Here is a 20,061-nt window from a genome sequence, read left to right as displayed (position 1 = left end):
TCATGTGCATTTACTGACCGGTGCACCAAATACTGCCCTGTGCGTTAGAGAGGTATGAATACGCAAACTGATGCAAGGAAGCTGGGCGAGGCAACGCAGGCGCACCTGAGGAAGATGGTGGTGCAAGCGGTGCGTAGCGGCATGACGCGAGTGGAAGCGGCTCGAACGTATGGCGTTAGCCTGCGTGCGGTGGGCAACTGGATGAAGTTGGCACGAGAGGGTGGCTTGAGGGCACTGAGGTCCGGCAAGCGTGGCCGTCGGCACGGAAGCGGCCACCTGACTCATCCACAAGCCGTGAAAATGCGCAAGCTTATCATCGAGCGCATGCCCGACCAGCTTGCGCTGCCGTTCTACCTGTGGACCCGCGAATCGGTGGCAAAGCTGATTGAGCGCGAGTGCGGCGTGAAAGTGTCGAAGTGGACGGCGGGCCGAGGCGTGGTTCAAAAAGCGCGATTTTTGCGTTACACAGACGAGCGGAATCAGCCTGCGTAAGAAAGCAGGAATAATAAGGAATGCGGTTCAAATGGAGGCCGGCGACGACCTGCCGATATCAGGTTCGCTGAGGCTGGAGTGGGCCGAATCCGAGCAGCGTCAGCCAGTGATCGTGAGGCTTGCGGCTCATCAGTTCCCTCGGGCTCTTTCCAGTTCGCTCAGGGCATCGGCTGCGGGCAAAGCGGCGATGGTTGAAGACAAACTGCAGCAGACCAAGCCAGGCCCGCCCGCCCTTCAGATGACGCCGGTTGGTCAGGTAGACGCGCAGTCGCGAGTTGAGATTTTCGACCAGCGAGCTGCTGCGTGGTGTGCTATGCAGCGCCCCGGATACGGCGGCGTAGACGCCGTGAAACGGGCGGCCGATGCGGGCTAGCAGGCGATTCCACCCTTGCCAGAACGCACTCGACGTTTCGGACTTGCGATGCAGCATGCAGACCTCGCGCACGAGATGGCGCGCCACGTTGTGCGTTCGTGCAATGGCGTCGAGTTTTGTGTCGAGCAGGCCCGCGAAAGCGAGCAGGCCGTCGCGCTGGTTCTGAAGGGCACGCCGGTATGCCCCTGTACGTGACAGGTCCCGTGCTTCACGTTGCTGCAGTTCGGCAACCACGAAATCGAACAGCCGTTGACGCGTCGCGAGGTCCGGCCCAGCCAGTGACAGGATGTCACGTCGAGCCACTGAACCAGGGTGCGCAGGTCGGCAGCCAGCTCGTGCGCATGGGCTTCATTGCGCCGAAGCGTTTCCAGCGCGGCTTCGAGGAGGCTATCCTCACCACGTCGACGGGGATTGGCCAGACGCGCTTCGAGCTGCTCGCGCCCGGTGCGAGCGCCACTGGCGACACGATGCCAGAGCGTCGCTAGTGATTTACCGTGCTGGATGATGTGGAATACGTCGCCGTGACACGGCGTATCGGGCCCGGCCATTTTTTGCCCGGCACGCAGACCGGTTCCCGCATCGGCGATCGTGTGCTCAGGATCGAGGCCCTGTGCCTGCAGGTCCAGCAGATGGATGGCCCAGGTGTCGCCGTCGCGATGGGCTTCGGGGGCGAGCAGATAGCAATAGGTCGAGGCGACATCGATACCGGCGAGCACGGGTTGGGAACCCTGAAAGAGTTCGTCGTGCAGACCGACCCGGATGGGTGAGAGATCGATACCGGCGTTGATGGCGATGGCCTGCTTTGCGGCCCGCTGAAGAACGGTGTGAATCGTGCCCAGGCTGGTCGAGACGCCGAGCAGGTCGTGCATGAGTTCAAGGGTACTGCGAAACGAAACGTGGCCCACCATCGTGAGCGCCACGATGACCTGATCGAGCCATTGGCGGGTGACCGGCAGCATGAAAAGCACCTGATCTGCGTCGGCTGCCCGCGTGGTATCAAAGGCTTCATCCAGCGCTACACTGGCCGTGCCGATCTGTCGGTAGACCGTCGGGCGGCTCACGCCGTTACGCTCAGCCAGCACACTGATGGGTTCGGTGCGCGTGAGGGCCTGAAGTGCAATCGCTTTGCGTTTGTCGTCGCTCAGTCTGCCGACGCCAGATCGGGTGTTTTGAGTCATGGATGCCGCAGAGGAAAAATGGGGGCACCATTATCGCCTGGCACTCAAGGTGCCTCCCAATGTGTAACGCAGCTTTGAACCTCGCCGCCTGGCTCGATCACGACGGCGTCGCTGTCCCATGATCGGGGGAATCCCGTTCGCTGCGCGACGACGAAGTCTGCGCTGCAACGGGTACCCCACACACTTTGCTCACTGCCCGAGCTCGCGCATTGGCGGTTTCATATGGGTTCCTTCATTTTTACGGGGAACACCTATGAACGAAGTCGATCCGAAGGCCCTGTTTCGCCTGTCGGTACTCGGTCCGCTCGTCAGCCGCGAACGGCTGGGCCACGGCGAGCTGCAGCAGATCGTCCAACAGCTCGCGCAGCAGGAATACGCCATTCCCGGCTCGCGCCGGCGTCATATCAGCGAGAAGACGCTGCTCAAGTGGTACTACGCATGGCGACGTGATGGTCTGACGGGACTCGCCGATCACGCCCGTACTGATGTGGGCCGCTCGAAGCTGCCTGAAGCCATACAGGGCGCCGTGCTGGCGGCCAAACGCGAGAACCCGCGCCGTTCGATCCGCCAGATCCGGCTGCTGCTGGAGGCCGCCGGCGTGGTGCCGCGCGACACGCTCTCGCGCTGCGCGGTGCATCGTCTGCTCAAGGCGCACGGCATCTCACGCATTGCCGGTCCCGATGTCGTGCCTGAGGAGAAACGCAGCTTCGAGGCCGAGTATGCCGGTTCAATCTGGTACGGCGATGTGCTGCACGGCCCGACGCTGTCCTTCGGCGGCAAGCGTACAAAGACGTACCTCGTGTCGCTGATGGACGACGCCTCGCGGCTGATCGCCCATTGCGCGTTCTGCACCTCGGAGACGGCGCTCGACATTGAAGGCGTGCTCAAGCAGGCGCTGCTCAGACGCGGCGTGCCGAAGACGCTCGTCGTCGACAACGGCGCCGCCTATCGTGCCTCAACGCTGCAGGGCATCTGCGCGCAACTGTCAATCCGGCTCGTGCATTGCCGGCCGTACCAGCCGACCAGCAAAGGCAAGCTCGAGCGCTGGCACCGCACGTTACGCGAACAGTTCCTTGCCGAACTCGACGCGACGCATATCCGTGACATGGCGGACCTGAACGCCCGGCTATGGGCATGGATCGAGCAGATCTACCATCGCCGCAAACACGGTGCACTTGGCGAGCACACGCCGCTCTCTCGCTACCAGCAGGACCTGCCGCGCATCCGGCAGCTCGGCACACTGGCTGCGCGGCTGGATGAACTGTTCCTGCATCGCATCTCGCGCCATGTGCGTCGTGATGGCACCGTGTCGTTCAACGGCAAGCGCTTTGAGGTCCCGTACGAGCTCACCGGACAGACGGTCGTGGTCGTGCTCGATCCGCACGCCGGCTCCGTCCTTCGCGTCGAGAGCCAGGCCGGGCAGGCGCTGGGCGCCGCCACGGAACTGGATACCGTGGCCAACTGCACGCGCCGGCGGCAGCGCCCACCGGCGCAGCCTGCCACCCATGCCGCAGCATCAGGGCCGAATCTGCTCGAGTTCGTGCATCAGCGTCATTACCGCACGGAGGGCTGACCATGTACCGACAACACTTCGGCCTGCGCTGCGCGCCGCTGGACAAGGATTCGACGGACCTGTGGGACGACGGCGCGCTTGCCCAGCTCACCGAGCGCTTCCAGTGGCTGCTCACCAGTCCCGGTATCGGCCTGCTGACGGGCGAACCGGGCGTGGGCAAGACCGCGGCACTACGCCATCTCGCTCGCAGCCTCAATCCGCATCGCTATCTCGTCATTTACCTCGCCGAAACGGAGTTCGGCCGCATCGACCTGTACCGGTCGCTTGCACGAGCGCTCGGACTGGAACCCAGCTACCGGCGTGCCGACCTGTGGCGCGAGCTGAAGCAGCGCATCACCGAGCTCGTCGAGGGCAAGCAGTTGCTGGTGGTATGGATCATCGACGAGGCGCAGAACCTGCCCATCGAGTTCTTCCGCGACTTCCCGTCGTTCCTGAACTTCGCCTTCGATTCGCGCAACCTGCTCACCGTGTGGCTGGCCGCGCATCCGAATCTGGCCACCACGCTCGAACGTGCGCCCTATGCCGCGCTGTACGGACGTATCCAGGCGCGCGTGCAATTGAAGCCCGTCATCGAGCGCGAGCGCTTCGCGCAGTTGATCACGCACGCCCTGAAGAGCGCCGGCTGCACGCATACGCTGCTGGCCGACTCCGGGCTTGAGCTGCTACGGCAGGCTTCACGTGGTCTGCCGCGACACGCCGGGCGAATCCTGCGCACCGCGATGCAGCTGGCCGTGCCCCGGGGTCTGAATCATCTGCCCGACGAACTGCTGCAACAGGCCATTGAGGAGTTCCGATGACCAGGCGCCACAAACACGCCAAGGTATCGCGCGCCGCGCTGAGGATCACGTCCCGTCCGCCTGCGTTGCCCGAACTGACAGACAATGCTGCCGCGCAGATCCAGCAACTCCTATGTGACTGGCTCCTGTGGTTCAGCGCTGCGTATGGCGAACAGATCCGTCGTTGCAACGAACCGTGGGCTGTGCCGCCACGCGAACCGCCTCCAGGTCACCGCATCGTCGACCCCTTCTAATGACACGGCCCCGGTCTCGACAACCGGGGCCGTGTTCGTTGTGCCGCCCATCAAATGCGCGACAACGCGCAAATCTACCTTCGCTGCGTCTCGCGTTCGACCGGACACGCGTTCTCCCCGATCAGCTCGCGACAAACAGCGTCGTCTCGCCTCGAATATCTCGCGATGCCGAGTCTCGTTCAGCCTGCGACGTAACAGCAGGCCATCGCCATCAACGCCGGTATCGATCTCTCACCCATCCGGGTCGGTCTGCACGACGAACTCTTTCAGGGTTCCCAACCCGTGCTCGCCGGTATCGATGTCGCCTCGACCTATTGCTATCTGCTCGCCCCCGAAGCCCATCGCGACGGCGACACCTGGGCCATCCATCTGCTGGACCTGCAGGCACAGGGCCTCGATCCTGAGCACACGATCGCCGATGCGGGAACCGGTCTGCGTGCCGGGCAAAAAATGGCCGGGCCCGATACGCCGTGTCACGGCGACGTATTCCACATCATCCAGCACGGTAAATCACTAGCGACGCTCTGGCATCGTGTCGCCAGTGGCGCTCGCACCGGGCGCGAGCAGCTCGAAGCGCGTCTGGCCAATCCCCGTCGACGTGGTGAGGATAGCCTCCTCGAAGCCGCGCTGGAAACGCTTCGGCGCAATGAAGCCCATGCGCACGAGCTGGCTGCCGACCTGCGCACCCTGGTTCAGTGGCTCGACGTGACATCCTGTCACTGGCTGGGCCGGACCTCGCGACGCGTCAACGGCTGTTCGATTTCGTGGTTGCCGAACTGCAGCAACGTGAAGCACGGGACCTCTCACGTACAGGGGCATACCGGCGTGCCCTTCAGAACCAGCGCGACGGCCTGCTCGCTTTCGCGGGCCTGCTCGACACAAAACTCGACGCCATTGCACGAACGCACAACGTGGCGCGCCATCTCGTGCGCGAGGTCTGCATGCTGCATCGCAAGTCCGAAACGTCGAGTGCGTTCTGGCAAGGGTGGAATCGCCTGCTAGCCCGCATCGGCCGCCCGTTTCACGGCGTCTACGCCGCCGTATCCGGGGCGCTGCATAGCACACCACGCAGCAGCTCGCTGGTCGAAAATCTCAACTCGCGACTGCGCGTCTACCTGACCAACCGGCGTCATCTGAAGGGCGGGCGGGCCTGGCTTGGTCTGCTGCAGTTTGTCTTCAACCATCGCCGCTTTGCCCGCAGCCGATGCCCTGAGCGAACTGGAAAGAGCCCGAGGGAACTGATGAGCCGCAAGCCTCACGATCACTGGCTGACGCTGCTCGGATTCGGCCCACTCCAGCCTCAGCGAACCTGATATCGGCAGGTCGTCGCCGGCCTCCATTTGAACCGCAATCCTTACTATTCCTGCTTTCTTACGCAGGCTGCTTCCGCTCGTCTGTGTAACGCAAAAATCGCGCTTTTTGAACCACGCCAGTTCTTTTACTCCTTCTCGTCTTCGATGGTCAAACCATTTCGGCGCTTGCGCATCGACTCGCCCGATAGTGTGAGCCGATGCGCGTTGTGAACCAGCCGGTCGAGGATCGCGTCTGCAAGCGTTGGGTCGCCGATTGCGGCGTGCCAGCTATCGACCGGGATCTGGCTGGTGACGATCGTCGAACGCCGGCCGTGCCGGTCGTCGAGCACCTCGAGCAGATCACGCCGCGCCGAATCCGACAGCGGCGCCATGGCGAGGTCGTCCATGACGAGGATGTCGGTCTTCGCCCATTGCGCGAGCAGCTTCGCGTAACCGCCGCTACCGTGCGCGATGGCCATCTCCTCATTGAACTTCGGCATGCGTAGATAGCGGGCCGAGAAGCCCTGACGGCATGCCTGGTTGACCAGCTCGAGGCACAGATCTCGCGCATCAAGCGCTGCATCGGCGAGCGCCTGCTGACGCAGGAGCTTGCGTCGCAGGAAGGCGAAGGCGTAATCATCGCCAACCTGCTGAACCGGTGGAACGCCTTCGGCAAACCGGTTTGCGTCAAAAATGCATAGTCGCGTCCATGGCACGGGAACTCGTACCCATCCGGACAAAGCCGTGTCATCGGCACCTGTAAATTGATACACCGTCGGCACTGAGGAATTGATACACCTCGACGAAGGGATAATGGCCGGTGCGCCTTTGAAATCCGCTTCGCAAACTTGACAGAGCCGTATCTAAAACTCGATGACGCGCGGTGACAGCAGAATGAGCCGCTCCATATGATCGTGCTCGTCGTCGCGATTGCGGAACAGTGCGCCGATGAGCGGGATCCTCGAAAGAACCGGCACACTGGTCTCACCATTCGTAGACTTATCGCGCCGATAGCCGGCAATCAGCAGACTCTCGCCCTGTCTGACGAACGACTCGGTATTGATCGTGCTGGTGGTAATCACCGGAATGGCGTCGACCTGGCGGGGTGTAATCTCGCCGTCCTCGATATGAACGTTCAGCTTGATATCCGTCCTGCCGTTTTCTTCCACGACGAGCGGCAGCACTCGCAGCGACACGCCGCTCGACACACTGTACATGTCCGCCGATGCGTAGCCCGCGACGCGCACGAAAAAACTTGTCTTCTGGTCCATCACGGCCTCGACATTGTTGAGCGTGGCGACTTTCGGGCTCGCGTCGATTTTGGCGAGATTGCTCTTGTGTAGCGCGTTCACGCGTGCCAGCAGATATCGGCCGGCGTTACCGAGCACGGCCGTGAACGCCCCGCCTGCACCGTCCCAAAGCGGCTGTGTGCCAAAGGGCGGATCGATGTTGGCATCGTAGCCGTTCTGCTGCGTCGCGCCCGCCAGTCTGAATATCAATGTGGCTATTCTGCGCACGCCAGTCCACGCCGAGCTGCTCAAACGCGCTGTCGTCGATCTCGATGATATGTGCCTCGATCTCAATCAGGCGCGGCCGCACATCCAGCGTGTCGATCAGACTCTGGTACTGTGCGAGACGTTGCGGGACATCCCGGATCAAGACCGAGTTCGTGCGCGGATCGGCTTCGATCACGGGCAGCGTCTGGCTGCTGCTCGCCGACGTATCGCCGCGGGCGCGCTCCTCGCCGATATTGGACAAACCAGTCGACTGCATGCCCGGGCCGCCGCCGGCAGCCAGACCGTTCAGCAACCCTCCGAGGCCCGGCTCAACGCCGCCGCTCGCCCCGTTCCCGGCTGGCAACGGGGGATTCACGCCGGTTTCGTGTCCGCCACCGTCGGTGCTGCCGGTGACGTCTGGCGTCGGTTGCAGGCGACGCATTGTCGGGTCGTTTGCCGTGCGGCTGGCCACCTGCTCGTAGCTGTCCGCACCGTTGCGCTCCCGCTGGTGGTACATGGCCGACAGCAAATCCGCGACGCCGGACACGGTCACCGTCTTACCGTCGATCTGGACATTGTGCTGCCCAGCCCACGCATGGCGCAGCGGGAACACGCGGATCATCGAGCCGGAGCTCTGTGCCGCCCTGTCGTCGAGCCGGCGCGCGATTTCGGACACTAGCTGCACATACGCTTGCGGGCCGCTCACGAGCCCGGTGCTCTGGCTCTCGTCGTAATTGATCGGGAAGCGCGAATTCTCGATGCCCAGTTGCGTGAGTGTCGCTCGCAGATCGGCGACGCTTGCGTGATCGAGTTTGATCACGCGCCGCGTAACGGTGTTCATGTCGCTGATCGACAGCACCTTTCCGTCCCAAAACCACACGAAGCCGAAGCTTGACGCCAGTGTGTCGAGAAAGCGCTGGGGCGGCATGTCGAAGCTGCCGCTCACGGTGCCATGCACGTCGCCGGAAATGGTTGCAGGAATACCTTGTCCAGCGGCGAAATCGCGCAGCACGTCTTTAACGTCCTGCCCTTCGGTGGTGACGTGGACGACAGCGCTGTGCCACCGGACGGCCGCGGCTTCGGCAGGCGTCGCGAGCAAGGCAGACAATCCGAACGCAAGAGGCGCCGCCAACCAGGCAACAAGCAGAATCCTTTTTTTCATAGTTAGACGATGTGAGGGCCGTCAGGATAGCCTTCGCAAATATCGCAGGGTAAATGGTTGGCGCGTCGGACTGAACCGATTGAGAACCGACGATGGGCAGGCTCTCGCGCCCTAGTGGCTGTTGAAAAGCACCGAGCAGCCGGTCGCGGTTCTTCGAGAAGACGAAGTGGTTCCACACCGTGTCCTCGATGGACGGCCCGACGAAACAGCAGGTTGTACCGCACCTGCTCCATCAGCATGCGTTCGCTACGCACCGACTACGACTAGAACACCTGCAACAGCAGCGCACGCATCAGCTTCTCCGGTGCAAACGAGGCCCGACCGCTGTCCGAATAGATACGTAACGCTAATCCGTTGAGTCGTTTCGGCGCCTGATTGGCCAGCAACCGGAGGGGCCGCAAGGGATGGTCGGCTGGAACGAAGCGCTCAAGCTTAATGGTCGTGAAGAGGGTTTCTTGCATCTCATCCATTCCGCGCATCGAATTCACTGCCAAAGATCATGACCACAATATCCATAACGCGCGACCACGCCCCCCTTTTACACGCGATCGAAGTTCAAGAGCCTGCTAGACGAACCGTTCCAATGCGATCGCTTTGACCGGCAACGCGATCTTTCTGCGTGTGGCTGGGTGATATTGGATTTTGCATAGCCTTCGTTATTGAAACCCGCTTACTGTATGTAAGCCGCGGCCCCGTGATGGGCCTCGCGACGAGTAGCCGGTCAGGTGCGGCGAGATGGGATGATGATCGCTCGGACAGAGCGTAGTGATCGTGTGTGGCCGGCAACGGATGGGAAAGCTCATGGCGATTCGACGGTGGAATATCGCGGAGGCCGGCGAGTGCGCCTTGCAACGTGACGCTGGTCGGCTCAGATACCGGCGGTGCAGTCGTCTGGATCGCGCCGTCCCGAGTACTTTCGATGCGACTGGCACTCTCAGCAGCCAATCCAGTAACGGTTCCTCTAGTCAAGATAGCCTCTTTAGGTTTGCGTTGGGTCGTGAAATCTATGCGGTAGCGCACGAGGAAACCTGATAACCCTGTGGGCTGGTCAGCATCATTTGCTTAAGTGCTCTGATTTCTTCGGCCTCGTTCGGAGCGCGACGAACTGGATATATTGAGAGGCACATTACGACTCCGATATTGAGTTGACCAGCGTAGCAAAAAATTGGTTGCCTTTGGCTCTGGTGGCGAAATTGCGACAACCTTGGCGAAGTGAGTATCCCTACAGTGGCGTTATTTGCACTGGACTAGCAGGCTGCTGAAGTACACTCGAGTTAAAGAGGCCCCGCTCCAATTACGTTGGTAATTGGGAGCTATTGTCGAATCTGGTGTACAGCGGGAGCGGCGGGAATTTGAGAAGGCGGTGGCGGTCTAGCGAGAATGTTGCTTGTCAAAGGCACAACCAGCGAACCCGAGAAGGCCGGACCCGACCACCATGAAGAAGATTACGCAAGAAGCGAACAGCAGTAAAGCGCAAACGAAAAGCGTGCTAGATGAGCTGATCCAGCAAGGCGCGCGGCAGATCATTCAGCAGGCAGTCGAGGTGGAACTGGCGACCATGCTCGAACAGTACAGCAACGTGAAGTCGATCGACGGCCGGCGTGCCGTGGTGCGCAACGGCTACCTGCCCGAGCGCGAGGTCGTCACAGCGATCGGTCCGGTGACGGTTCAGGTGCCGAAGGTGCGGGATCGTTCGGGCTCGGGCATCCGGTTCAATTCGACGATCGTGCCGCCGTACGTGCGCAAGTCCGCGCGCGTGTCGGCAGCGCTGCCGTGGCTGTACCTGCGAGGCATCTCGACGGGCGACATGAGCGAAGCCATGGGCATCATGCTGGGCGGCCAGGTCAGCGGCATGTCGCCGAACGTCGTGAGCCGGCTGAAGGCCCAATGGGCCGATGAGCATGAGCAGTGGAATCGGCGTGAGCTGTCGTCGGCGCGCTGGGTCTACTGGTGGGCCGACGGCATTCACACCGGTGTGCGCAGCGACGATTCCGACGGCCAGTGCCTGCTGGTGATCGTTGGCGTCAAACCGGACGGGACGAAGGAACGTGTGGCCATCGGTGACGGCTACCGGGAATCGAAGGCATCGTGGAGCGAACTGCTGCTCGATCTGAAGAAGCGCGGCCTGCCGTCGGGGCCACTGCTGGCCTGCGGCGATGGCGCGATGGGATTCTGGGCCGCGATGGAGGAAGTGTTCCCGCAGACGAAGCATCAGCGCTGCTGGTTTCACAAGATGGGTAACGTGCTCAATGCGCTGCCGAAATCGCAGCAGGCTCGAGGCAAGAAGGCGATGCAGGACATCTGGATGGCGGCCACGCGCGCTGATGCACTGGCCGCATTCAATCACTTCGTCGACGCGTACTCGGCAAAGTACCCGAAGGTCGCCGAAAAGCTGACGGAAGATCGTGACGAGCTGCTCGCGTTTTACGATTTCCCGGCTGAACACTGGCAGCATCTGCGCACCACGAACCCGATTGAATCGACCTTTGCGACGGTGCGCCATCGCACGAAACGCACGCGCAACTGTGTATCGCGCGCGACGTTCCTCGGGCTGGCGTTCAAGCTGATCGAGTCGGCCGAAGAATCGTGGCGGCGCATCCGCGCCCCGGAAAAGCTCACTTCGATGCTTGACGGGATGACGTTCAAGGATGGAGAACCGGTGACCGACAGCACACCGGCTCAGCAATCGCTAGCCGCCTGATTACGCCGAGACCGCATACACCAGATTTGACTTTAACTCCCAATTACGCGACTCTCGTCGCAAGATTTTTCGCATTGTGCAGATTCAATGCGAATTCAACGTCCCTTTAAGCGTTTTGAGGCCAATTCCTGGCCTCATTTCCGCGTTTTCCGTCACTACGGACGGACTTGTGCCAAGGATCGCAGGCGCACGAGGTTGTATGCCGCCATGTTCAACACGAACATCTGATCCACCTTCTTCAACCCACGCACCATCGCCTGGCGCATACGTCCCACGGTCTTCGCCCATCCGAAGCCTTGCTCGATCAGCTTGCGCTTTTGCTGGGAAATGGCGTAGCCCGCGCTCGAGGCAATCGTATCGGCCACCGCCGAACGCCGCCCCGAGGTGTTTTGCGCTACGTGCGGTGTGACCTTCATCTCGTGGCAGGCCTCGATGAATTCCTGTGCGTCGTAACCCTTGTCCGCGCCCAACGTGATCTCTGCGCCCGAATCCTGTAGTGCTTGCCGCGCGTCGTTGATCATGATCTTGGCCGCTTCACGCTCAGCATGCCCGTCAGCGCGTGTCACGCGCGCGTTGACCACCAGACCGTGCCGGTTATCGGTCAGCGTATGGCCCATGTATCGCAATTCGCTGCCCGTCTTGCCTTTTCGGTAGAGCCGCGCATCAGGATCGGTACTGGACTGATGCGTCTCGTTGCTGCGCTTGCTACCTTTAAAGTCGCCCGCGCTGCTGCCTTCGTCATCCTGATCGTCATCGTTCTTGCGAACGAAGCTCTTGTGTCCCGCCCACGCCTGGATCAGCGTGCCGTCTACGCTGAAGTGCTCGCCCGAGAGCAGATCCTTCTTCTGAGCGATGGCCACCACTTCGTTGAAGAATTCGATCACGGGCGAGGTTCAAAGCTGCGTTACACATTGGGAGGCACCTTGAGTGCCAGGCGATAATGGTGCCCCCATTTTTCCTCTGCGGCATCCATGACTCAAAACACCCAATCTGGCGTCGGCAGACTGAGCGACGACAAACGCAAAGCGATTGCACTTCAGGCCCTCACGCGCACCGAACCCATCAGTGTGCTGGCTGAGCGTAACGGCGTGAGCCGCCCGACGGTCTACCGACAGATCGGCACGGCCAGTGTAGCGCTGGATGAAGCCTTTGATACCACGCGGGCAGCCGACGCAGATCAGGTGCTTTTCATGCTGCCGGTCACCCGCCAATGGCTCGATCAGGTCATCGTGGCGCTCACGATGGTGGGCCACGTTTCGTTTCGCAGTACCCTTGAACTCATGCACGACCTGCTCGGCGTCTCGACCAGCCTGGGCACGATTCACACCGTTCTTCAGCGGGCCGCAAAGCAGGCCATCGCCATCAACGCCGGTATCGATCTCTCACCCATCCGGGTCGGTCTGCACGACGAACTCTTTCAGGGTTCCCAACCCGTGCTCGCCGGTATCGATGTCGCCTCGACCTATTGCTATCTGCTCGCCCCCGAAGCCCATCGCGACGGCGACACCTGGGCCATCCATCTGCTGGATCTGCAGGCACAGGGCCTCGATCCTGAGCACACGATCGCCGATGCGGGAACCGGTCTGCGTGCCGGGCAGAAAATGGCCTGGCCCGATACGCCGTGTCACGGCGACGTATTCCACATCATCCAGCAGGGTAAATCACTAGCGACGCTCTGGCATCGTGTCGCCAGTGGCGCTCGCACCGGGCGCGAGCAGCTCGAAGCGCGTCTGGCCAATCCCCGTCGACGTGGTGAGGATAGCCTCCTCGAAGCCGCGCTGGAAACGCTTCGGCGCAATGAAGCCCATGCGCACGAGCTGGCTGCCGACCTGCGCACCCTGGTTCAGTGGCTCGAACGTGACATCCTGTCACTGGCTGGGCCGGACCTCGCGACGCGTCAACGGCTGTTCGATTTCGTGGTTGCCGAACTGCAGCAACGTGAAGCACGGGACCTGTCACGTACAGGGGCATACCGGCGTGCCCTTCAGAACCAGCGCGACGGCCTGCTCGCTTTCGCGGGCCTGCTCGACACAAAACTCGACGCCATTGCACGAACGCACAACGTGGCGCGCCATCTCGTGCGCGAGGTCTGCATGCTGCATCGCAAGTCCGAAACGTCGAGTGCGTTCTGGCAAGGGTGGAATCGCCTGCTAGCCCGCATCGGCCGCCCGTTTCACGGCGTCTACGCCGCCGTATCCGGGGCGCTGCATAGCACACCACGCAGCAGCTCGCTGGTCGAAAATCTCAACTCGCGACTGCGCGTCTACCTGACCAACCGGCGTCATCTGAAGGGCGGGCGGGCCTGGCTTGGTCTGCTGCAGTTTGTCTTCAACCATCGCCGCTTTGCCCGCAGCCGATGCCCTGAGCGAACTGGAAAGAGCCCGAGGGAACTGATGAGCCGCAAGCCTCACGATCACTGGCTGACGCTGCTCGGATTCGGCCCACTCCAGCCTCAGCGAACCTGATATCGGCAGGTCGTCGCCGGCCTCCATTTGAACCGCATTCCTTACTATTCCTGCTTTCTTACGCAGGCTGATTCCGCTCGTCTGTGTAACGCAAAAATCGCGCTTTTTGAACCTCGCCGGATTTTGCAACCAACTGATTGCGGGTTTCAAGCGGACTGAAGTTGCATTTGATCAGTAGGACATATGTTTCATGAAATGCGGGAGTTGGCAAGACGGGCGGCGCGAAGCGGTAGTCGGATTTGCGAGGTGATCGACATGGCATCGACGCGCGGGGCCGCGACGCAATGCGCCGGCGACGTGACGACAGGCGGCCCAGAGGGCCGCGATCAGCTGCCGCAGTAGTGCCGCAGGTTGATCATCGTATAGGCCAGCGTCTTGAGCGCGTAGTGTACGTCGCTGATGCGCTCGAGGCGCAGCAGCAGGCGGCGGAACGTATCCTCCCAGGCGAACACGCGCTCGATGGTGCTGAAGCGCTCCTCGAAGATGGCCGCATCGAAATGACGCTTGCGGCCGCGTTTGTTCTGTTTGCGGTTGCGCAGATTCTCTGGGATGTTGGGCCTCATGCCGCGGTTGAAGATCGCACGGCGGTTTTCGCGGCAGTCGTAGACGCCATCCAGACTGACGGTTGAGCCCTGCAGGTCCGCACCAATGGCACGCGCCATGGCGGTAAGTTTTGGCAGCGCGTCACGCAGCAGGGGCGATTCGTTGCGGTTGCCCGGCGCACTCACGAACGGCGCGATGATGTTGCATTTGCGATCGCAGAAGGCCACCACCTTGTCGCCCTTGAGGTGCTTGTGCCCGCTGTAGCCCAGGTGTCGCCGCCTTTCTTCGCTGCCGTCGCCGTGGATGGTCGAGAGGTCCAGGCGCTGGTCCTGATGCAGTTGATCAACCGAGCCCGCAAAGACCCGGTCGATGCTGCCGTCGGCCTGCCAGCGCCGCATGATCCGGTAGATGCGGGTGTGGTGGATTTCAGGCAGCCCCAGTGCATTCGTTTCGATGGGCAGCATCTTCCACTGGCAACCCATGTACAGCGCCTTCAGGACATAGTTGAACATCTTCTGTAGCGGCAACGTCGGTGGCGGACCGCGCCGGCCCCGGCCCAGATGCGGCAAGATAAATTGCTCGAACTGCTCAACCGTCAATTTCGTGGGAATCGCCTGTCGGCCATGGTTTGCAGCCATTCTCGCATCCGCAAAGCCTTGACTTTAACCGCTCCGGCCTCGCCAACCCCGCTGTCACTGACCGGCATATTCGAGCCATTCCGGGATCGGCGTAATCGAGCCAACGGATGATCGCCGCAATCGAGCCAGTGCATGATCGGTGCAATCGGGCCACTCGATGATCGGCATATTGGAGCCACCGCAGGATCGGCGTAATCGAGCCACGTAGCGGGCTCAATATTCTGTCGGGTGGCAGCCCGAAACGCATTTCGAATGGTTCTGTTGCAGTAAGGCCCACGTTAAAATTGGGTAGCGAATTTTTGAGCTGTGCGATGAAGAAGACGAAGACACCGCGAACCACACTCGCGCCGGGCCTGGCCAAGGTCCTGAAGCGCCTTCGCTACCCGCTTGAAGTGATTTTGCTGTGCGTGCGATGGTACGTGGCCTATTCGCTGAGTTTGCGCAATCTTGCGGAAATGATGGACGAGCGTGGTATCGCGGTGGATCATTCGACGGTGTACCGCTGGGTCATCAAACTGCTGCCGCTCTTCGAAAGGCGCTTCCGCAAGCACAAGCGTCCGGTTGGGAAAAGCTGGCGAATGGACGAGAGCTATATCAAGATCAAAGGTGAGTGGAAATATCTTTACCGGGCAGTGGACAAGGCGGGCGACACGGTCGACTTCCTGCTCAGGGCCAGGCGGGACAAGGTCGCTGCCCGGCGGTTCTTTGAAAAGGCGATCGCCCATAATGGTACGCCAGAGACCGTGACCATCGACAAAAGCGGCTCCAATCTGGCCGCACTGGATGCGATAAATGCCGATCGCGAGACGCCGATCAAGGTCCGTCAGATCAGGTACCTGAACAACATTGTCGAACAGGACCATCGGGCTATCAAACGCCGGACCCGGCCGATGCTGGGATTCAAGAACTTCCACCGTGCGAGGGTCATTCTCGGCGGCATCGAGGTCAATGGAATGAACGCCTCCCAACCGTGAACGGTGGAACTAAGGATGAGGATGGACCCTTCACGGGCCGACGGCATCACTGTGCCAATATGGAAGATCATGCAGGTCTTCACAGGCAAAACCGGAGGGATCCGAAATGAAGCTTACGCCAGTTGGGATCGACATTGCCAAGCGCGTGTTTCAGGTGCATTACGTGGACGCGGAAACTGGAGAGATTGTGAACCGGCAGATCAAGCGCGCCAAGTTTCTCGAGCACTTCGTGAACCGGGCGCCGTGCCTGATCGGGATGGAAGCTTGCGGTGGTTCACAGCATTGGGCACGACAACTCACGAAACTGGGGCACGAGGTGAAGCTCATGCCGGCCGGGTTCGTCAAGGCATTCAACATCCGCAACAAGAGCGATGCAGCAGACGCCCGGGCGATCTGGCTGGCCGTGCAGCAGCCAGGCAAGGCCGTGGCGGTAAAAAGCGAAGCCCAGCAAGCGGTGCTGGCGCTGCACAGGATGCGCCAGCAACTGGTCAAGTTTCGTACGATGCAGATCAACAGCTTGCGCGGACTGCTGGCCGAATACGGCGAGGTGATGGGTAAGGGCCGGGCTGCGCTCGATAAGGCGATACCGGCGGTGCTTGCCGGCATAACGGATCGACTGCCGATGGTGTTGATCGACACATTGCGCGAGCAGTGGAACGGGTTGACGAAGCTCGATGACCAGATCGCCGTGATCGAACGGCGGCTGCGTCAGTGGATGCTGGAGGACAAGGCGGTCAAAGCGATTACCGCGATCCCCGGCGTTGGTGTGCTGACGGCGACTGCCGCAGTGGCGACAACGGGCGACGCGAAGTCGTTCAGGTCGGGGCGCGAGTTCGCAGCCTGGATCGGTCTCGTACCAAAGCAGACTGGCTCGGGCGGAAAGGTGACGTTGCTGGGGATCAGCAGGCGCGGCGACACGTATCTGCGCACGCTGTTGATACACGGTGCCCGTAGCGTGTTGTATCACGCGAAGGAGCCCGGCTCGTGGGTCGAGCAGATCAGCAAGCGCAGGCCACCGAACGTGGTAATCGTCGCGCTGGCCAACAAGATGGCACGAACAATCTGGGCAATCCTCGCCCACGAGCGGTCGTATCAGATGGGGCACGTGAGCGCGAAGCCGGTCTGAATAGCCAGCGTTCACGCAGAAGACTAACTTCACACAGGATGACGCGTCGAAGGTTGCGCTGGCAATCGAATGTGATGACAGAACAGGTTGGACCGGAACTCGCTAAACCTGAATGTGCATAAGACCCTTGAGCTCGTGAGGTCAATGAGGTGCGAGTCAGCGGATTTCATAGAGGCCCGCAGCGTATGTACCGGCTGCAGCAAGGCCGTATATACAGCAGCAACCCATCCTGCCCGTCACAACAAACGAAAGCCTTAGCAAACGGGAGGCGTTCATATATATGCACATGATCAGGAAAGGACAGATGAAATGTGCGGGCAAAGACCCGTCGCCTGCTTCCCAGCAGTTTTACTCCCTTGTGTCATAAGCAATACTTATCATATCGACATCTCTCGTCCCGACACCCTTACTGCAACAGAACCCGAGACCGTGACGCTCGATAAGAGCGGATCGAATCTGGCTGCCTTGCAGGCGATCAACGCCAGGCGGAATCTGCCGATCGAGGTCCGCCAGAAAAAGTATCTGAATAGCATCGTCGAGCAGGACCACCGCGCGATCAAGCGCCGGACCCGCCCGATGCTCGGGTTCAAGAAATTTCGTTGCGCCCGCATTCTCCTGGGTCTGGGTGGCATCGAAATAATGCACATGATCAGGAAAGGACAGATGAAATGTGCGGGCAAAGACCCGTCGTCTGCTTCCCAGCAGTTTTACTCCCTTTTGTCATAAGCAATACTTATCATATCGACATTTCTCGTCCCGACACCCTTACTGCAACAGAACCTCACGGTAGGCGACCGTACGGAGCGCCTCGAGCCGCTGCTGGCGGAACTGTTCCGGCGCGACCGGCGCTGGCTGTCGGGCGAACTCGCGATACGATTGCCGATGACGAAATGATCGAGCTGAGAACCAATCGGAGCGAACGGCTGCGCCTGCGCGCCGACCGGCTCAAACCGGTCGTGCGGATACTGGTCGATCTGTTCGTGGTCGACTTCCGGTGCGGTATCAATACCCTTGCCGCCGTGGTTGAGAATTCGATGCGACTGGATCCGCTCGCGCGCGCCGTGTACGCGTTTCGCAACCGTAAATGCAACCGGATCAAGCTCCTGCTGTACGAGCGCACCGGCTTCTGGCTGTTGTTGCGCCGGCTCGAGGAAGACCGCTTCGTGTGGCCGCGACGTGATCAGGAAGTGATCGAGCTGACGACGCAGCAACTCCACTGGCTGCTCGATGGCATCGACATCGACGCGCTTCGCCGTCATCCTGCACGCCATTACGAACACGCCAGCTAGCCCGGTACGTTGCACGTAAACAACGGCCGGGCGCCTTTTACAAATTGACGTAAACCCACGGTGCACCGCGCTTCGCTATCCTGGAGCGCATGAAGAATGCATCCGACCTCAAGCGCGTACCCCAGGCTGTCCAGGGCTATATCCACGCCCTCGAAGCGCGGGTGGCCGGCGATGCGAAACACATCGACGAACTGAACCAGCGCGTCGGGCAGCTCGAGGAACAGGTCCGCCTGCTGCAGGCCGAGCGTTACGCGCCGAAAAGCGAAAAACGCAAGGATCGCGTGTTCGACGAAGCCGAGCAGATCGCCCGGACCGAACCATGCGACGAGGACGACGAAGGTCTCCAGCCGGCGCTGCCTGACACCGGCTTGCCACCGGCCGGCAAGCCTGAGCGGCGCAAGGTGGGACGCAAGCCGTTGCCGGCGTACCTGAAGCGCGAACGCATCGAGTACGATCTGCCGCAAGACCAGCGGGGTTGCCCGTGCTGTGGCAATCCGATGCATCGAATCGGCGAGGACATCAGCGAACAGCTGCATGTCGAGGTCAAATGGACGGTTCACCAGAACGTGCGTGCAAAGTACGCGTGCCGGCACTGCGAGCGTCACGCCGAACATACGCCGGTCGTGCTCGCACCGATGCCGGTACAGCCGCTTCCGGGCAGCCATGCGGATGCGTCGGTGATCGCGACGGTCGCGACCGCGAAATACGTCGACGGCATGCCGTTGTACCGGATGCAGGCCGCCATGGCCCGCTGGCAGATTCCGGTGAGCCGGGGCACGCTGGCACACTGGGTCATCCGCCCCAGCGAATTGCACTACACCCGCCTGTACGACGCGCTGTACAGGACATTGCTGTCGCAGCCGCTGATCCACGGCGACGAGACCACGCTTCAGGTACTCAAGGAACCCGGCCGGTCTGCGCAGAGTAAAAGCTATGCGTGGGTCTATCGCAGCGCCGAAGACTGTCCCGAACCCGTGGTGCTGTTCGAGTACCAGCCGGGGCGCGGCCAGGAGCATCCGAAGAAATTCCTCGGCGACTACAGCGGCATGTTGGTAAGCGACGGATACAGTGCGTGGCGCACGCTGAAAAAGGCAACGCACTTCGGCTGCATGGCGCACGCGCGCAGGCTGTTCGTCAAGGCGGACAAGGCGGCGCAGAAGAAAGGGGATGACGCAAAGCCGAAGCCGCCGAACGCTCGTGTGGCAAAGGCGCTTGAATACTTCCAGGCCCTGTACCGTGTCGAGGCGCTGGCCAAAGGCGATCTGCCTGCCGGCCAGACACGTGCCGACTACACATACGACCTGCGGCAGAAACACAGCGTGCCGGTGCTCGAGGCGTTCAGGGCGTGGCTTGACGAACTGGCGCCGAAGGTGACGCCGCAGAGCCTGCTCGGTAAGGCAATCGCCTATACGCGTAACCAGTGGGAATATCTGAGCCGCTACGTCACTGACGGGCGAGCCGCAATAGACAACAACGTCTGCGAGCGCGACGTCAGGCCGTTTGCCACGTCGAGGAAAAGCTGGCTGTTCAGCGACACAGTTGACGGTGCAAAAGAGTGTTACGTCGCGAACAATTCGAGGTGTAGCAGATGAGTTTGTCGCGTGATCGGCGAGGTGGAGTTTCAGAACACCACCGCGCGTAGCGCGAGACACAGCGGATGTGAGGATGGCCAGTGTTGCTCTGATATCGTGCGATGTTTTCCGGACGCCGCACGAACATCAAGAACAAA

13 protein-coding genes and 9 pseudogenes are annotated in these 20,061 nt (G+C 61.2%); 13 read left to right on the top strand and 9 right to left on the bottom strand.

What is annotated here, in order from left to right:
* Positions 1-54: 54 nt before the first annotated feature.
* The gene (locus QFZ94_RS00400; RefSeq protein WP_429455173.1) at positions 55-492 is read left to right on the top strand and encodes a helix-turn-helix domain-containing protein; all 438 of its coding nucleotides are present in this window, start codon (positions 55-57) and stop codon (positions 490-492) included.
* Positions 493-550: 58 nt separating this feature from the next.
* Here the strand turns inward: QFZ94_RS00400 and QFZ94_RS00395 are convergent, their stop codons facing one another.
* Together QFZ94_RS00395 and QFZ94_RS00390 are read right to left on the bottom strand one after the other, a co-directional pair.
* Positions 551-922, bottom strand: a complete 372-nt coding sequence (locus tag QFZ94_RS00395) for a hypothetical protein (protein ID WP_429455109.1) — start codon at positions 920-922, stop codon at positions 551-553.
* Positions 862-2,043, bottom strand: coding sequence for a hypothetical protein (locus QFZ94_RS00390; protein ID WP_429455171.1), 1,182 nt, complete (start codon positions 2,041-2,043; stop codon positions 862-864). Before QFZ94_RS00390 ends, QFZ94_RS00395 begins: the two co-directional genes overlap by 61 nt.
* A 253-nt stretch (positions 2,044-2,296) precedes the next feature.
* Here QFZ94_RS00390 and QFZ94_RS00385 point away from each other — a divergent pair, with 253 nt between their 5' ends.
* Together QFZ94_RS00385 and QFZ94_RS00380 are read left to right on the top strand one after the other, a co-directional pair.
* Positions 2,297-3,616: a DDE-type integrase/transposase/recombinase gene (locus tag QFZ94_RS00385; protein ID WP_429455157.1), complete on the top strand. Its 1,320-nt coding sequence runs from the start codon at positions 2,297-2,299 to the stop codon at positions 3,614-3,616.
* A 2-nt stretch (positions 3,617-3,618) separates the two neighbouring features.
* Entirely contained in the window at positions 3,619-4,413 is a 795-nt protein-coding gene (locus QFZ94_RS00380) for an ExeA family protein (RefSeq protein WP_008344716.1), read from the top strand.
* Positions 4,414-4,877: 464 nt separating this feature from the next.
* Here the strand turns inward: QFZ94_RS00380 and QFZ94_RS00375 are convergent, their stop codons facing one another.
* Both QFZ94_RS00375 and QFZ94_RS00370 read right to left on the bottom strand, forming a co-directional pair.
* A complete protein-coding gene (locus QFZ94_RS00375) occupies positions 4,878-5,150 on the bottom strand; it encodes a hypothetical protein (protein ID WP_429455169.1) in 273 nt (90 codons plus the stop codon).
* 9 nt (positions 5,151-5,159) lie between these two features.
* The gene (locus QFZ94_RS00370; RefSeq protein ID WP_429455167.1) at positions 5,160-5,366 is read right to left on the bottom strand and encodes a hypothetical protein; all 207 of its coding nucleotides are present in this window, start codon (positions 5,364-5,366) and stop codon (positions 5,160-5,162) included.
* Here QFZ94_RS00370 and QFZ94_RS00365 point away from each other — a divergent pair.
* Positions 5,342-5,959 carry a hypothetical protein gene (locus tag QFZ94_RS00365; protein WP_429455166.1) on the top strand — a complete coding sequence of 206 codons (618 nt, stop codon included), beginning with the start codon at positions 5,342-5,344 and terminating at the stop codon, positions 5,957-5,959. The genes QFZ94_RS00370 and QFZ94_RS00365 overlap by 25 nt on opposite strands.
* Before the next feature lie 125 nt (positions 5,960-6,084).
* Here the strand turns inward: QFZ94_RS00365 and QFZ94_RS00360 are convergent.
* From QFZ94_RS00360 to QFZ94_RS00350, 3 pseudogenes are all read right to left on the bottom strand, one after another.
* Positions 6,085-6,498, bottom strand: a pseudogene (locus tag QFZ94_RS00360) (ATP-binding protein); the annotation flags it as partial.
* A gap of 303 nt (positions 6,499-6,801) precedes the next feature.
* Positions 6,802-8,596: pseudogene (sctC, locus tag QFZ94_RS00355) on the bottom strand (type III secretion system outer membrane ring subunit SctC).
* A 133-nt stretch (positions 8,597-8,729) separates the two neighbouring features.
* Positions 8,730-9,066 (bottom strand): annotated as a pseudogene (locus tag QFZ94_RS00350) (transposase); the annotation flags it as partial.
* A gap of 965 nt (positions 9,067-10,031) precedes the next feature.
* On the opposite strand from QFZ94_RS00350, the gene QFZ94_RS00345 reads away from it, so the two are divergent.
* Positions 10,032-11,297 carry an IS256 family transposase gene (locus tag QFZ94_RS00345; protein ID WP_429455097.1) on the top strand — a complete coding sequence of 422 codons (1,266 nt, stop codon included), beginning with the start codon at positions 10,032-10,034 and terminating at the stop codon, positions 11,295-11,297.
* A gap of 155 nt (positions 11,298-11,452) precedes the next feature.
* On the opposite strand, the pseudogene QFZ94_RS00340 reads toward QFZ94_RS00345, so the two are convergent.
* A pseudogene (locus QFZ94_RS00340) lies at positions 11,453-12,181 on the bottom strand (IS5 family transposase); the annotation flags it as partial.
* An 87-nt stretch (positions 12,182-12,268) separates the two neighbouring features.
* Here QFZ94_RS00340 and QFZ94_RS00335 point away from each other — a divergent pair.
* A complete protein-coding gene (locus QFZ94_RS00335; RefSeq protein ID WP_429455164.1) occupies positions 12,269-13,762 on the top strand; it encodes a hypothetical protein in 1,494 nt (497 codons plus the stop codon).
* Positions 13,763-14,088: 326 nt separating this feature from the next.
* Here QFZ94_RS00335 and QFZ94_RS00330 read toward each other — a convergent pair whose 3' ends face one another.
* Positions 14,089-14,943 carry a transposase gene (locus tag QFZ94_RS00330; protein ID WP_429455162.1) on the bottom strand — a complete coding sequence of 285 codons (855 nt, stop codon included), beginning with the start codon at positions 14,941-14,943 and terminating at the stop codon, positions 14,089-14,091.
* A 311-nt stretch (positions 14,944-15,254) separates the two neighbouring features.
* Here QFZ94_RS00330 and QFZ94_RS00325 point away from each other — a divergent pair.
* From QFZ94_RS00325 to tnpC, 7 genes and pseudogenes are all read left to right on the top strand, one after another.
* Positions 15,255-15,899, top strand: a pseudogene (locus QFZ94_RS00325) (IS6 family transposase); the annotation flags it as partial.
* Positions 15,900-16,023: 124 nt separating this feature from the next.
* Complete coding sequence (locus QFZ94_RS00320; protein ID WP_429455160.1) at positions 16,024-17,043, top strand: IS110 family transposase; 1,020 nt, start codon at positions 16,024-16,026, stop codon at positions 17,041-17,043.
* Positions 17,044-17,323: 280 nt separating this feature from the next.
* Positions 17,324-17,410: pseudogene (locus QFZ94_RS00315) on the top strand (IS6 family transposase); the annotation flags it as partial.
* A gap of 53 nt (positions 17,411-17,463) precedes the next feature.
* Positions 17,464-17,769, top strand: a pseudogene (locus tag QFZ94_RS00310) (DDE-type integrase/transposase/recombinase); the annotation flags it as partial.
* Between the two features lie 60 nt (positions 17,770-17,829).
* Positions 17,830-18,023 (top strand): annotated as a pseudogene (locus QFZ94_RS00305) (hypothetical protein); the annotation flags it as partial.
* 54 nt (positions 18,024-18,077) lie between these two features.
* Entirely contained in the window at positions 18,078-18,332 is a 255-nt protein-coding gene (gene tnpB / locus QFZ94_RS00300; protein ID WP_429455428.1) for an IS66 family insertion sequence element accessory protein TnpB, read from the top strand.
* 89 nt (positions 18,333-18,421) lie between these two features.
* A pseudogene (gene tnpC / locus QFZ94_RS00295) lies at positions 18,422-19,885 on the top strand (IS66 family transposase); the annotation flags it as partial.
* Positions 19,886-20,061: the final 176 nt, after the last annotated feature.

The organism is Paraburkholderia sp. JPY465 (assembly GCF_050436725.1).
Taxonomy (GTDB): Bacteria; Pseudomonadota; Gammaproteobacteria; order Burkholderiales; family Burkholderiaceae; genus Paraburkholderia; species Paraburkholderia youngii.
Note: the sequence above shows the minus strand (reverse complement) of the source record. Positions and strands in the feature narration are given on the sequence as shown.

Bases quoted from the DNA above. Each gene is read 5' to 3' on its own strand.
- QFZ94_RS00385 (WP_429455157.1), top strand. From the start codon at position 2,297: ATGAACGAAGTCGATCCGAAGGCCCTGTTTCGCCTGTCGGTACTCGGT.
- QFZ94_RS00320 (WP_429455160.1), top strand. From the start codon at position 16,024: ATGAAGCTTACGCCAGTTGGGATCGACATTGCCAAGCGCGTGTTTCAG.
- QFZ94_RS00380 (WP_008344716.1), top strand. From the start codon at position 3,619: ATGTACCGACAACACTTCGGCCTGCGCTGCGCGCCGCTGGACAAGGAT.
- tnpB (WP_429455428.1), top strand. From the start codon at position 18,078: ATGCGACTGGATCCGCTCGCGCGCGCCGTGTACGCGTTTCGCAACCGT.
- QFZ94_RS00330 (WP_429455162.1), bottom strand. From the start codon at position 14,943: ATGGCTGCAAACCATGGCCGACAGGCGATTCCCACGAAATTGACGGTT.
- QFZ94_RS00345 (WP_429455097.1), top strand. From the start codon at position 10,032: ATGAAGAAGATTACGCAAGAAGCGAACAGCAGTAAAGCGCAAACGAAA.
- QFZ94_RS00395 (WP_429455109.1), bottom strand. From the start codon at position 922: ATGCTGCATCGCAAGTCCGAAACGTCGAGTGCGTTCTGGCAAGGGTGG.
- QFZ94_RS00335 (WP_429455164.1), top strand. From the start codon at position 12,269: ATGACTCAAAACACCCAATCTGGCGTCGGCAGACTGAGCGACGACAAA.
- QFZ94_RS00400 (WP_429455173.1), top strand. From the start codon at position 55: ATGAATACGCAAACTGATGCAAGGAAGCTGGGCGAGGCAACGCAGGCG.
- QFZ94_RS00390 (WP_429455171.1), bottom strand. From the start codon at position 2,043: ATGACTCAAAACACCCGATCTGGCGTCGGCAGACTGAGCGACGACAAA.